The sequence below is a fragment of the Brockia lithotrophica genome, from assembly GCF_003633725.1.
In the GTDB taxonomy this organism is placed as follows: Bacteria; Bacillota; Bacilli; order Thermicanales; family DSM-22653; genus Brockia; species Brockia lithotrophica.
This window is the reverse complement of the sequence record NZ_RBIJ01000004.1, coordinates 46,502-59,505: the sequence shown is the minus strand read 5'-3', so window position 1 is coordinate 59,505 and position 13,004 is coordinate 46,502. Positions and strand designations below refer to the sequence as shown.

General features: G+C 66.7%; 11 protein-coding genes. 3 read left to right on the top strand and 8 right to left on the bottom strand.

The window, feature by feature from the left end; translation table 11 throughout:
* Nucleotides 1-9: 9 nt before the first annotated feature.
* The gene (locus C7438_RS06635; protein WP_170143618.1) at nt 10-1,629 is read left to right on the top strand and encodes an amidase; all 1,620 of its coding nucleotides are present in this window, start codon (nt 10-12) and stop codon (nt 1,627-1,629) included.
* 7 nt (nt 1,630-1,636) lie between these two features.
* Here the strand turns inward: C7438_RS06635 and C7438_RS06630 are convergent, their stop codons facing one another.
* From C7438_RS06630 to C7438_RS06600, 7 genes are all read right to left on the bottom strand, one after another.
* Complete coding sequence (locus tag C7438_RS06630; protein WP_121444582.1) at nt 1,637-3,382, bottom strand: ABC1 kinase family protein; 1,746 nt, start codon at nt 3,380-3,382, stop codon at nt 1,637-1,639.
* A gap of 99 nt (nt 3,383-3,481) precedes the next feature.
* Entirely contained in the window at nt 3,482-3,838 is a 357-nt protein-coding gene (locus C7438_RS06625) for a hypothetical protein (protein WP_121444581.1), read from the bottom strand.
* An 85-nt stretch (nt 3,839-3,923) separates the two neighbouring features.
* Complete coding sequence (locus tag C7438_RS06620; RefSeq protein WP_147402009.1) at nt 3,924-5,723, bottom strand: ABC transporter ATP-binding protein; 1,800 nt, start codon at nt 5,721-5,723, stop codon at nt 3,924-3,926.
* Nucleotides 5,724-5,816: 93 nt separating this feature from the next.
* Nucleotides 5,817-7,613, bottom strand: coding sequence for an ABC transporter ATP-binding protein (locus C7438_RS06615; RefSeq protein WP_170143617.1), 1,797 nt, complete (start codon nt 7,611-7,613; stop codon nt 5,817-5,819).
* Nucleotides 7,610-8,584: a hypothetical protein gene (locus C7438_RS06610; protein ID WP_121444578.1), complete on the bottom strand. Its 975-nt coding sequence runs from the start codon at nt 8,582-8,584 to the stop codon at nt 7,610-7,612. The genes C7438_RS06615 and C7438_RS06610 overlap by 4 nt, the downstream gene beginning before the upstream one ends.
* Before the next feature lie 98 nt (nt 8,585-8,682).
* Nucleotides 8,683-9,612: a Cof-type HAD-IIB family hydrolase gene (locus tag C7438_RS06605; protein WP_170143616.1), complete on the bottom strand. Its 930-nt coding sequence runs from the start codon at nt 9,610-9,612 to the stop codon at nt 8,683-8,685.
* A gap of 31 nt (nt 9,613-9,643) precedes the next feature.
* Nucleotides 9,644-10,201 (bottom strand): helix-turn-helix domain-containing protein, encoded by a 558-nt coding sequence (locus tag C7438_RS06600; RefSeq protein WP_170143615.1) that lies wholly within the window; start codon nt 10,199-10,201, stop codon nt 9,644-9,646.
* A gap of 267 nt (nt 10,202-10,468) precedes the next feature.
* On the opposite strand from C7438_RS06600, the gene C7438_RS06595 reads away from it, so the two are divergent.
* The gene (locus tag C7438_RS06595) at nt 10,469-11,296 is read left to right on the top strand and encodes a S1C family serine protease (RefSeq protein WP_245956548.1); all 828 of its coding nucleotides are present in this window, start codon (nt 10,469-10,471) and stop codon (nt 11,294-11,296) included.
* Between the two features lie 17 nt (nt 11,297-11,313).
* Here C7438_RS06595 and plsY read toward each other — a convergent pair whose 3' ends face one another.
* Entirely contained in the window at nt 11,314-11,985 is a 672-nt protein-coding gene (plsY, locus tag C7438_RS06590) for a glycerol-3-phosphate 1-O-acyltransferase PlsY (protein WP_170143614.1), read from the bottom strand.
* Between the two features lie 44 nt (nt 11,986-12,029).
* Between plsY and C7438_RS06585 the strand changes: the two genes are divergently transcribed.
* Nucleotides 12,030-12,932 carry a diaminopimelate dehydrogenase gene (locus C7438_RS06585; RefSeq protein WP_245956546.1) on the top strand — a complete coding sequence of 301 codons (903 nt, stop codon included), beginning with the start codon at nt 12,030-12,032 and terminating at the stop codon, nt 12,930-12,932.
* Nucleotides 12,933-13,004 lie beyond the last annotated feature (72 nt).

Sequence of the window (13,004 nt, the reverse complement as noted above, 5' to 3'; positions counted from 1 at the left end):
GGAAGTCCGGTGGCAAGCGAAGACGTGCGGAGCGCCCTGCGCACCCACGACGCCCTAGGTCTCGCCCAAATCCTCCAGGAAGGCGAGCTGGGGCCGGAAGAACTCGTAGAAGCCGCCCTCGAAGGGATCCGCAGCCAAAACCCGCGGCTCAACGCCGTAGTCCACATCTGCGAAGCGGAGGCGCGCGCCCGCGTGCGCGAACTCGCCGCCCTCCCCCGCGAGGCTCGGGAGAGGATGCCCCTGTGGGGGGTGCCGATCCTCCTCAAGGACCTCGGACAGTCGGTCCGCGGCTGCCCGGAAACCCACGGCTCCCGCGCCCTGCGAGGCCACAGAGCATCAGGAACCTCGCACTTCGCCGAAGCGCTCCTCGAGGCCGGCGCGGTCGTCCTCGGGTTTACGAATACGCCGGAATTCGGCCTTTGGGTCGTCACGGAGCCCGAGGCCTACGGACCTACGCGCAACCCGTGGGACGAAGGCCGTTCCCCAGGGGGCTCGAGCGGCGGTTCGGCGGCTGCCGTCGCCGCACGGCTCGTCCCCCTGGCGGGAGCGAGCGACGGCGGCGGCTCCATCCGTATTCCCGCCGCCTACACGGGTCTCTTCGGCCTCAAGCCATCCCGCGGCCGCACGCCCATAGGTCCTGCCCGCGGTCGCGGCTGGCAGGGGGCGGCGGCCCATCACGTGCTCACGCGAAGCGTCCGCGACTCCGCCCTCGTCTTGGACGTGCTCTGGCAGAAGGCGAGGCCCTTCGAGCCCGGCGGTGCGTTCCCCGGTGTCCCCTTTGCGGGCAGTTTTGCGGAGGCGGCCCGTCCGGAGGCAGTGGAGCACCAAAAGCCGCGCGTCGCCTTCTCCACCGCCCACCCCTTTCCGGGAGAAACGCCGCATCCGGGCGTGCGGGAAGTGGTGGAACGGGCGGCGGCCTACCTCGCGGAACGCGGCTTTGTCGTCGAGGAAGTCCCCCTGCCCTACACGTCGGAAGACCTCGTCGCGGGCTTCCTCCCCCTCGTGTACGCGGAAACGTACCGTACCCTCCGCGCCCTTGCGCGGCGCCTCCGCCCCTCCCCCGCTTCCGACGGCGGAGACCTCCTCGCCCCTCCTTCGGTGGAGGCGGCCACCTACCTCCTCGGTCGGCTGGGGGAGGCGATCTCGGCCGCGGAAGCCGTGGAGTTCCTCGAGCGCTGGGACGCTCTCGCCGCCAGGCTGGACGAATTTTTCACCCGATGGGACCTCTTCCTCACGCCGGCAGCGGCGATCCTCCCGCCTCCTATCGGCAGCTGGCGCATGGGCGAAGCCCTCGAAGGCGACCTCCTCTCCCTTGCCGCCTCGGGGGGAGAAGCGCTTCGAAGGGACGGACGACTTCACGCCTTCGTCACCGCGCTCACGGCGCGCACGCCGTACACTCAGGCGGCAAACATGGCCGGCCTTCCCGCCGCCTCCCTCCCCCTCGGGACGGCGTACCCCGACGTGTTCCAAGAGCCTTCGGCAGGAGAAAGGGTGCTCCCCGTCGGGGTGCACGTCCTCGCCCCCCGCGGACGGGAAGACCTCCTTTTGGCCTTCTCCGCCTGGTGGGAAGCTACGGACCTCTGGCGCGGCGGCGACGAACCTCCCCTCCTTCGAGGTGGACGCCGCTAAACGCGCCCTACTTCCGACGGACGATGCGGAGAGCTGCACGCGCCCCGAAGACGGCACCCACACCGACGAGAGCAGCTCCGCAAAGCGGCGCGGGAAGGGCAGAAAACGCGGCCAATGCGGCTTCCCCCACGACGCGCGCCCCAGATGCGGCGGCCGCAAGCGTGCCTCTCGCCCCCAGGGTACCGAGGAGGACGAGGAGGACGAAGAGGAGGGCCGCCCCCTGGACGAAGGCGAGGGAGAGGATCGCCCAATCGAGGGCGCCGAGGTGTTCCGGCGCCCTTTCGCGCCTTCTGTCCCGGCGACGGGGTCTCCCCACCGAAGCGCCTTCTTCGTCCGGAGCTAAGGCGGCGAGGGCGGTAAGGGCCCGGCGGACGAGGGCGAGGTCTTCCTCGAGGCGCACGCGCGCGCGCCGGTACACCTCCGGGGGCGAAAGCCGATGGAGGAGGAGTTCGATCCCGATGGGTTCTGCCAGGTCGACGAGGCGGAGCTCCGGATCGAGGCGCACGGCGATCCCCTCGAGAAGGCCGAGGGCGCGGCCCATGAGCGTGAGCTCGCGGGGGACCTCTACGTCGTGGCGGAGGGCGAGGCCCAAGAGGTCGTCCAAGACTTCGGGGACGGAAACCGTGTGAAAGGGGCGGTGGTAGTACTTCTCGCGCAGGCGGTCGACGTCCGCGCGGTAGGCGGCGAGGTCGGCAGAGGGAGGGAGGAGCTGCATGGCCCGAACGGCCCGGACGATCGTATCCGTATCCTTTTGCATGAGGCCGACCACGAGAAGGGCCATGCCGTCCCGAAGGCGCTCGGGGAGGCGCCCTACCATGCCGAAGTCGATGAGCGTCAGGGTGCCGTCCGGATGGACGAAGACGTTCCCCGGGTGCGGATCGGCGTGAAACACGCCGTCTCGAAACATCTGGCGTACAATCGTTCGCACGAGGCGGACGGCGACCGTCTTTCGAAAGGCCCGTTCTTCGGAGGTCTGGGGCGGTCGGGCGAGGAAATCCTTGAGCTTCTCGCCGCGGACATACTCGAGGGTGAGTACACGCTCGGTCGTCCGCTCCCAGATCACCGCAGGGATCTTCACCCCCGCTTCCGGGAGGAGGGCTGAGCGCAAGAGATCTGCGTGATTTCCCTCGCGCACGTAGTCGAGCTCGCGCCGCAGGCTTTCTCCGAACTCTTCGACCTTTTCGCTCAAGGCGATCTTTCGGGCGGCGGGTAGGAGGCGCTCCGCCCAGGCGACGAGAAAGCGGATGACGGCGAGGTCACGCTCTACCGCTTCTTCGATGTGCGGCCGCCGAACCTTGACAGCAACCTCGCGGCCGTCCGCGAGGCGGGCGCGGTGCACCTGACCCAAGGACGCAGAAGCGATAGGAACGGGGTCGAATTCTGCAAAGATCGCCTCGGGCGGTGCACCGAACTCGGCTTCCACCGTCCGCCGCACCTCCGCATAGGAAAAAGGCGGAACCTCGTCCTGAAGTTCCGCAAGCGCTTGGATCATCGCTCGGGGAAAGAGGTCGATGCGCGTGCTCGCCACCTGGCCGAACTTCACGAAGGCGGGACCCAAGTCGACGAGGAGTTCGCGCAGGCGGTTCCCGAGCACGTCGCCGTGGCGGCGGAGGAGGATCGCGCCCCACGTTCCCGGCGGCGCCCCCCGTAGGTCGCGCCACGCCCCGCGCAAGGCGAGCGCCGCCGCCGTTCCCGCCGCCCAGATCCCGAGCTTCCCTGCCACTTCACCGAGGCGCAACACGCCGCGGAGCATCTCTTCACCGCCTCGCCCAGGCCGACCCCCTACCGCCGCGGGCCGGCACGCAACCCCTTTCGAACGGCAAACGCGCGAATCTCCTTCCGCAGGGCGGCATCACTCCCCCTCGACGCGGGCGCCGAACTCGCGTACGAGGGCCGCGAGCTCCTCGATCCGCGCTTCGAGTCGCGCGAGGCGCTCCTCGAGCGCCTGAAGGTCCTTACGCGAAGCCACACCCTGCTCCTCGAGTTCTTCCTTGAGCCGCCGGCGCAGGACGCACGCGCGGACGAATTCTCGGGTGAGCCGCTCCCGCTCTTCCTCGCCTAAGCGGTACAGCCGCTCCTTCCACGGCGAAGGGGACACCCGCTGCCGCTCCGCCGTAAGTGCTCCTTCCTCCAGGAAGCGGACGGCCTCCGCCCGCAAGACGGACAGGGTTCCCAAACCGTAGGCGAGCGTACGCCGAAGGACGGACATACCTCTTCCCTCCCCAGGGCTTTCTGCCTCCATTGTACCACGAAGGGCAAAAGGCGCCCGCCGAGACCGGGGACTTGCGATTCCGTCAGGAAAGGGCTCCCTCTTGGAATTCCTCGAGATCTTCGATTTTGCGGGTCGCGTAGAGGGCCGCATACCGCCCCTTGCGGGCGAGGAGCTCGGCGTGTGTTCCCCGCTCGACGACGCGCCCCTCGTCCAAGACGAGGATTTCGTCGGCGGCCTCCGCGAGCCGGAGGCGGTGGACGACCGCGACGATCGTCCTCCGTCCCCTTTCTTCCTGTAGGACGCGGAGGATGCGCTCCTCCGTCCAAGCGTCCAGGTGCGCGGTGACCTCATCGAGGAGGAGGAGCGCGGGATCGCGGAGGAGGGCGCGGGCAAGGGCGAGGAGGTGGCGTTCTCCCGAAGAAAGGCGGGACCCGGCTTCCCCCACGGGGGTAAAGAGGCCGTTCGGAAGCCGGTCGAGGAGATCCCCCAAACCGACGCGGCGAAGGACGCGCTCTACGTCCCGCTCCGGACGGGCGTCGTACAGGCGCACGTTGAACGCGAGGTCGCCGGCAAAGAGCACGGGTTCCTGCTCCACGAGGGCGATACGGCGGACGAACTCTTCTTCCGAAAGCGCGGCCAAGGGAACGCCGTCGAGGTAGATTTGCCCGCGCGTCGGCGCGTACAACCGGAGGAGAAGACGGAGGAAGGTCGACTTTCCGCTCCCCGTACGCCCGACGACGACCACGAAGCTCCCCGGGGAGAGCTCCACATCGATCCCGCGTAGCGCCCACGTCGCGCCGTCGTAGGTAAACCACACGTCGGCAAAGCGCACGTGGGCCGCCGAACGCGCCCCAAACGGGGTTTCGGCCGGAAGGCGGCGGGCGCTCTGCCCGTCGCCTTCTTCTTCTCGGCCGCTTTCTTCTTCTCGTTCGTCGAGGTAGGCAAACACCCGCTCGGAAGCCGCCGCGGCGTGCTGGACGACCGCCATCTGGGCGACCGTCTCGGCGATCGGCTCGAAGAGGCGTCCGACGTAGGTGAGGAAGGCGTAGAGCACGCCTACCTCTACGGTGCCGCGCAAGGAGGCGGTACCAAAGAAGGCGACGATTCCCGCGAGCGTCGCCAGCGCGATGAGGTCGATGAGGGGGCGTCCGAGAAGCGCGTGAAGGACGACCTGGCGCGAAAGCTCGCGCCGCAGAGACTCCACGCGTTCGCGAAAGTCCGAAAGAAAGCGCTCTTCCAGGCGAAAGGCGCGGACGACGGCGAGTCCCCCGAGGGCGTCCTGGAGAAAGGCGGAAACCTCCGCCGTCTGCGCCCGCACGCGACGGTACAAGGGGATGAGGAGCGAACCGTAGAGCCAAAACACGAATCCCAAAAGGGGGAGAAGGGCGACGAGGAACAACGCGAGGCGGCGGTCGAGAAAGAACATCGCCGCGAGCACGCCCGAAAGGTACACGGCGCTGTAGACGAGGTACCCGAGGGCAAAGAGGAGGAATTCCTTCAGAGCCTCCGTGTCGGAAAGGATGCGGGAGACGAGTTCGCCGGGTGGGCGGCGGCGAAAGGCGGCCCACGGGAGACGAAACGCCTTGGCCAACAACTCCCGGCGCAGGTGGAGGATCACCCGCAAGGCGACCTCCCCTAAGCGGAGGTACTGAAGGTAGTGGAAGAGTCCCGAAGCGGCCAAAGTCGCGAGGTAAAGGACGGCAAGTGCAAACAGGGGCGCCGGATCGAAGTTCCCCGGGGCGACGTAGCGGTCCAGGGCGACGCGCACGAGCACGGGACCCGCCACGTCAAAACCCGTGGCCAAGAGGAGAAAGCCGAGGCCGGCGCCGAGCATCCGCCGTTCCCGACGTAGGTATGCGCCGAGTCGCACGAGAGCGCGCATTCGATCCCCCCACGTCTCGCTTTGCCAGTCGACGCCGTTTCCGGAAGGAAACCTCCCCCGCACCGACCGCCTACGGCCCGAGCCGTTCCCACACTATCCTCCCTCGCCCCGGCTCGCGGCACGTTCCCCTTCCTGGAGGACGTCCACCAGTCGCTCTTCGGCGCGGAAGAGCCGCCGATAGGGTTCGTAGGTCGCCAAAAGTTCCGCATGCGTCCCGAAGGCCGCCACGCGCCCCCGCCGCAAAATGAGGATTCTGTCGACCCGGGGGAGAACCAGCAGGCGGTGCGTGACGAGGAGAACGGTTTTTCCCCGGAGCGCGGGGAGAAGCCGCCCCCAGATGCGGAGTTCCGTGAGGACGTCTACGCTCGCGAGCGGGTCGTCGAAGAGGTACAGGGGCGGATCGACGAGGAGGGCGCGGGCGAGGGCGAGACGCGCCGCCTGCCCGCCGGACAGGCGCACGCCGTCCGGCCCCACCCGCGTGTCGTACCCCGCAGGGAGGCGGAGGATCTCTTCGTGAAGGTCCACGAGACGCGCGGCGCGCTCCAGTTCTTCGCGCGTGGCATCTTTCTTCCCCAAAGAGAGGTTTTCGGCAATCGTGCCCCGAAACACCACGGGTTCCGGAGGGACGTACCCCACGGAAGCGCGAAGCGCGGCGAGAGCGTAGCGCCGGAGGGGGATCCCGCCCCACGTCACCTCCCCGGAAACGGGCTCGATCTCCCGGAGGACGAGGCGGAGGAGCGTAGACCTCCCTGCGCCCGATGGACCGAGGACAGCGAGAATTTCCCCCTCTTCGAGGGCAAAGCTCACGTCTTCCAGAGTGGGAGCCTCCGCCCCCGGATAGCGGTAGGTCACGGAGGAAAAGACGAGCCTCCCCCGCGGGCGGGTGCGGAGGGCATCGGGGGCGTCGACGATTTCCGGCCGGCTCTCCAGGATCTTCCCGATCCGGTCGTAGGAAGCGGCCCCGCGCTCGAGGAGGGTAAAGAGGTACCCTAAGGCGAGCATCGGCCATACGAACTGACCGAGGTAGGCGAGGAAGGCGGCAAGCTCTCCGTAGGTGAGGGTTCCGCGGGCGACGAGGAAACTCCCCGCGGAAAGCGCGAGAAAGAAGGAAAGTCCGGTCAACCCGCCAATCGCCGGGTAGTAGAGCGCATCGACCTCTAAGGCCGCGCGCCCCTTCTGCGCGACGTCTTGCGCCGCGCGGGCAAAGGATGAAAGTACATGTTCTCTCTGGCCGTAGACGCGAAGGACTTCCATTCCGCGCACGGTCTCCTCCACCCGGGCGCTCAAGGCGGCGTACCCCTCTTGGGCTTCGTCGTAGCGGCGGTAAAGGAGGTCGCCGAGGCGGCGCGACAGCCAGGCGAGGAAGGGCATAGGAAGAAGCGCCACGAGAGCGAGGGGGGCGCTCGTCTTTACGAGCGCCGCGAAGAGGAGCCCTCCCATGACTACCGAGTCGAGAAGCGTCAGCACGCCCAGGGAAAGGGCCTGCTCTACGGCTTCCACGTCGTTTGCAAAGTACGCGAGGAGGTCGCCGCGGCGCCGTTGGGAAAAGAACGAGGGGCCCAAACGGAGGAGGTGGGCGAAGAGGTCCACCCGGAGTCGGGCGCCGATCCGGTAGGCGGGAAGGAATAAGAGCCTGCGCCAAAGGTACCGGAGGACGTAGGTAGACACCGCCACAGCGGCAAGGGCGAGGACCGTCCAAAGGAGGAACTCCCGGGTGACCGTACCCGAGACGATGCGATCGACGGCCCGCCCGACGAGAACCGGCGGGAGGAGGGAGATGAGGTCGACGAGGACGAGAACACCCGCCCCCCACAGGTAGCTCCGGCGCTCTTCCGTCCAAGCCCGGCCGAGGAGGCCGCGGATCCCCCGCCGGATTCCCCCGCCGTTCACGTGTCCTTGGAACCTCCGTCTTCCCGCTCCTGCTTTTCCCAAAACGTGGGGGGAAGCTTCCCGACCGTCTCGAGGAGGACTTCGTACAGAGAAACTCCCTTGGGGATCCGCACCCACCCCTCCTCTTCTTCCTCTACGGGGAAACCGTACCGGCGAAAGACCTCTTCGGCGGTGAGCTCTTCGTCGCGAAGCCGGCGCATCGCCCGACGCCAACGCTGTACGTGGGGGCCGTGGTAGTCCACCAAAACTTCCCATTTTTCGCGGTCAAGGGCGAACACGCAGTCGAGCATATCCCGCACGACTTCCGCCGTAGCCCCCTGGGCACCGGGTTCGAAGAGGCGCTGGCGGAAGACGTTTTTGATGAGCGCCTCTTCGCCGAATTCGAGGAGAAACGGGGGCATCACGTAGCCTACGGGATAGGCGGAACGCAACGCCTGCATGGGTTCCCCGGACTTTCCCTCCAATACCTCGAGGAGGAGTTGGCGAAGGCGCGGGACGTTTTCCCGCACGTAGCGCTCGGGATCGCGGGCTTCCGCGGGCACCTCGTAGCCCCAGGGAAGGTTTGCCCTCTGCCCGGCGGCGATGCGCGTCACCCGTCCAACGCTGTAGGTCACGAGGTGGTCGTACACCGGCTTCCCTACGCCCACGAAGAGGAAGAGCACCGTCTCGCCACGGATCGGCTCGTAGGAGTGCTCCGCCGCGACCATCCGCTTCAAAAAGCGGGTGCGGTTGCCGAGGTCGTGGTACTTCCCAAGGTAGAGCCCCGCCTTAAAGGCGCTTACGAGGCGCCCCCGATCCGTACTGCGGAGCGCCACGACGCGCCCGCGCTGTACGACGCGCTCCCCTTGGGCGACGAAGATCTCGTTGATGTGGCGCTCGAGGTCGTCCAAATAGGCGTGCAGGGGCAGGATGTCGTCGAAGAGGCGAAGGCGCGGATGGCCAAAGATGGCCTCCCGGTCGAAGCGAAACACGGCACATCCTCCTGGCAAAGGAAGCAGGTTCCCTTCGGGAAATCCGAGCGCGGCTATGGCTCCCATTCCGACACAAGAAAACGGGAGTGGGCGGGCCCTCACCCGCCCAAAGCGCCCGAAGCGCGCTCCCCGCGCGCGCGTTTGGGCGTCTCGCGCAAAAGACGTTCGAGGTCGAGGGCGACGTCGCGCGGAAGCCTCCCTCCGAACAAGAGGTCGACGAGGGCGACGTACACCCCTTCTTCGTTGTTCGAAAGCGTGACGTAGTCCGCGCGTTCTTTGACCTCAGGCGGACTGTTTCCCATGGCGACGCCGACGCCTGCCAAAGAGAGCATTTCGAGGTCGTTGTAGTAGTTGCCGACGGCGATCACCTGGTTGGGAGAAAGTCCGAGTTCCCGCAGGGCGGAGCGGAGGCCGTTCCCCTTGTTGGCCTCCGGGTGTACGAAGTCGATGTACGTCTCGCCGCTCTTTACCACGCGGAAGCGATCGCCGAAGCGCTCCGCGAGCTCCGCGTGCACCGCGTCCAACTCCTCGGGGGGGACGAGGACGGAAAGCTTGACGATCGGGTCGCGTAGGTCCCGCCAATTTGCGATCACCTTGGGCTCCGCGAAGTACGCCGCGTAGAGGGGGGCGAGCTCCGGACGTACCTCCCGTACGTAGAGGTCGTAGGGGGTATTCACGTCGAACGGCAGACGGCGCCGCTCGAGGGTTTCGATCACCTCGAGGAAGTCCTCCACGGGGTAGCCGTAGAGGGCGTACATATCCCCCTTGGGGTGGTAGAAGTTGAAGGCGCCGTTGTGCACGACGAGCGGCCCTTCGCCTCGAATCATCTCCATGTAGGGCATTACGCCCGCGGGGTTGCGGCCCGAGCAGAGGCAGACCTTTTTCCCCGCCTCGCGCACGAGCCACGTGAGGAGCGCCCGAGTGCGCGGCAAGAGGCGGAATTGGTCGTCGATGAGCGTTCCGTCCACGTCGAGGGCGAGAAGCCGCACGTCGTCCAAAGAGAGGCGGACCGTACGTCCGTCTCGCATGGCCATCCCCCCTTTCGCAACAGGTTGTACCTCACCGCGGCTTCCCTTGAGTCATCTCCCCCTGATCCACGAGGCCGAAATCCCGAAGTTTGTTGTACAGCGTACGCGGGCTGATCCCCAAAGCTTCGGCGGTTTTTCGGCGGTTGCCGGAAAAGAGGTCGAGTACGAAGAGGATGTGCCGCCGTTCCACTTCCGCCAAGGAGAGGGGCGAGGGCTCTTCGCGTCGTGCCTTTAGTTCCTGCGCGACCACGGCTTGAAGGCGTTCGGGTGTCACGGGCCACTCGAGGTATTCGCTCGCGCCGGCCTTCATCGCCGCCACCGCCTCCCGCACGCTGGGCCTCGGCGAAACGTAGAGAAGGCGGACGAGGTAGTCGAGGTCGTGCAGGCGCCTCGCCGCCGTGAGCCCGTCGAGGTCGGCGAGCTCCGGCCACAGAAGGAGGACATCGTAGCGCCGCCAGCGGAGGTGCTTACTCGCCTCCGCGAAGCTCTCCGCGTAGTGAACCTCCGTACCCGTGCGGAGGAGGGCCTCCTGCACAAAGAGGAAGAAATCGGCTTCCTTCCCGACGGCCAGAAGGAGGCTCCGCCGCATTTCGCCGTACCTCCCTCGGAGACTCGCAATCCGCATTCCCGCCGTAGGGTGTAGCCAAAAGAACGAGAAAGGCAAAGGCATTATACCACAAAACAGGAAAAATGTGCACGTCCGCGGCGAAAAATATACACATTCCTGCCTTCCGAGTTTGCGCGCGTCCCCGATTCCGCATCCGTCCCGGCCGCTTGGGCTTTTCCCCGCCCTGCAGGCCATGGCCTGGGCAGAACGGGAGTCTCTCCCGTAGAGATGGGGGGAGGGGGGATCGGCGTGGAGACACCGAAAGCGACGTGGATGAGCTTCTTCGGCGAAAAGGCCTCCTCCCGGGGAAACGGGCGGCGAGGCGAGAAACCCCTTTCCCTTCACATCCGTCCCGCCAAGCGAGAAACGCGCCCAAAACGCGACAAGGCAGATGCGGCTTCGCGGCCCCCCCACCCGGCAAACATCTTCGTGGAGGTCGTCCGCAAGGCGCAATCTGGGGTAGTGGCCGTACGCACGCTCGCTCGGGACAGGGACACCGTACCCCTCCCTTGGCCCTACATTCCCTTCTTTCCCCCCGAAGAACGGCGCGATGTGGCGCCCGGAACGCAGTTCGGCTCGGGCTTCGTAATCCACCCCCGCGGATACATCCTCACGAACGCGCACATCCTGACGCAGGCCGAGGAAATCCACGTCAAGGTGGGGCGGGAGACGTTTCCGGCCCGCATCGCCTGGGAAGATCGGCGGCGGGATATCGCCGTCCTCGAGGTGCGTCCACCCCGCCCCCTATCCCCTCTGCCCTTGGGGAGCTCCGAACGCACGGAGGTCGGGGAGTGGGTTCTGGCCATCGGCAATCCCCTTGGGCTGGAAAACACGGTGACCGTGGGAATCGTCTCGGCCAAACATCGCGCATTCCGCACCCCAGAACACGACTACGAAGACGTCATCCAAACCGACGCGGCGATCAACCCCGGGAATTCCGGCGGTCCGCTGCTCAACCTTTACGGCGAAGTGGTGGGAGTGAATGCGGCGATCATCCGCCAGTCTCAATCCATCGGCTTTGCCATCGCCGTAGATCCCCTAAAGCCCCTCCTTACGCCGTTTCTTCCGAAAGGGTGATCGCCCAGGGACGGTTCTCAAAAGAGCCTAGGCTCGCGACCTTCCATGAGACGGACGATGTTTCCTCGATGAAGCCAAAGAATTGCAAAGGCGAGGAGGAAGGAAAGCGATACGAACAAAGGATCGCGTCCGGAAAACGGGGCGACAAGGGCAAAGGCGACGGCGGCCGCCATGGAGGCCACCGACATTCGGCGCGCAAGGAGAAGGGCGAAGGCAAAGACGACGGCGGCGACCAAGAGCCCCCACGGGTGAAAGGCGAGGAGTACACCGAGGGAGGTCGCCACCGCCTTTCCCCCGCGGAACCCAAGGAAAGGAGAACGTACATGTCCGAGGATTGCGGCCGCGCCGACGGCGTAGGCATACGCCGGAGCAGGCGAAAGCGGGGCAAAGAGGAGAACGGCCAGGTATCCCTTCCCTACGTCGCACAGCGCGGCCAAGAGGGCGGCGAGGAGTCCCCCGCAACGATAGGCGTTGGTCGCGCCGACGTTTCCGCTCCCGCACTTCCGAATATCGGTGCCGCGCAAAACCTTTACCCAAAGGTAGGAAAAAGGGATCCCCCCGAGAAGGTAGGCAGCGATGAGTCCGATGAGTAGGCGAATGAAGATCCCCTCCCGCGAGTAGGTGTCGGCCTGCGCCCTCCCTTTGGCGGCGCGCCCGGTAGGAGTATAACAAAAGAAGGGGGCGCACAAGTACCCGCGTCCCCTCGATCCGATCCCACCCGCCAAAGGAGGCCGTGGGGATATCCCGCATTCGCGTCGCCGTCGTAGGGTACGGAAACGTCGGTGCATACGTGCTTCAAGCGGTTCGCAGCGCTCCCGACATGGATCTCGTGGCCCTCGTACGCCGTACCGCCGATCGCCCGCCCGAGCTTCCTGCGGACGTCCCTGTGGTGCGGGAACTCCCCTCTGATCCGCCCGCGGACGTGGCCGTCCTCGCCGTCCCCTCGCGACTCGTGCCGGAAACCGCCGAAAGGTACCTCGCTCGGGGCATACGCACGGTCGACTCCTTCGACATCCACGAGGAAATTCCCGATGTGCGCGCACGCCTCGAGCGCGTCGCCCGCGCGTCCGGCACCGTCGCCGTCCTGGCCGCCGGCTGGGACCCGGGGACGGACTCCGTAATCCGCGTCCTCTTCGAAGCGATGGCACCCGCGGGGACTACCTTTACGAACTTCGGTCCCGGGATGAGCATGGGGCACAGCACCGCCGTCCGCGCCATCCCCGGGGTGGACGATGCCGTCTCCCTCACCCTTCCCTTGGGTTTCGGGAAGCACCGCCGCCTGGTCTACGTACGTCTCGCCGCGGACGGGGACCCCGACGCCGTTCGCCGCGCCATCCTCACGGATCCCTATTTCGCCCACGACCCTACGGACGTGGTCTTCGTCGACGACGTCTCTCCGTATCGCGACATGGGACACGGGGTCCAGCTTGAGCGCAAAGGCGTCTCGGCGGGTGCCCACAACCAACGCTTCTCCCTCCGGATGAGTGTGCACAACCCCGCGCTCACCGCGCAAGTCCTCGTCGCCGCCGCACGCGCCGCGATGCGCCAGGCACCTGGCGCGTACACGCTCCCGGAAATCCCGCCTATCGACCTCCTCCCCGGCGATCGCCCTTCGATCATCCGAAGGCTCGTCTGACGCGTTTTGCCTTTCCGCAACCTCGCAACGAGAAGGGCCGGGTACTTCTGTACCCGGCCCTCTCCTTCCCGA

Excerpts from the sequence above, each read along its gene's own strand:
- C7438_RS06630 (WP_121444582.1), bottom strand. The coding sequence starts at position 3,382 with ATGCTCCGCGGCGTGTTGCGCCTCGGTGAAGTGGCAGGGAAGCTCGGG.
- C7438_RS06625 (WP_121444581.1), bottom strand. The coding sequence starts at position 3,838 with ATGTCCGTCCTTCGGCGTACGCTCGCCTACGGTTTGGGAACCCTGTCC.
- C7438_RS06620 (WP_147402009.1), bottom strand. The coding sequence starts at position 5,723 with ATGCGCGCTCTCGTGCGACTCGGCGCATACCTACGTCGGGAACGGCGG.
- C7438_RS06605 (WP_170143616.1), bottom strand. The coding sequence starts at position 9,612 with ATGCGAGACGGACGTACGGTCCGCCTCTCTTTGGACGACGTGCGGCTT.
- C7438_RS06600 (WP_170143615.1), bottom strand. The coding sequence starts at position 10,201 with ATGCGGCGGAGCCTCCTTCTGGCCGTCGGGAAGGAAGCCGATTTCTTC.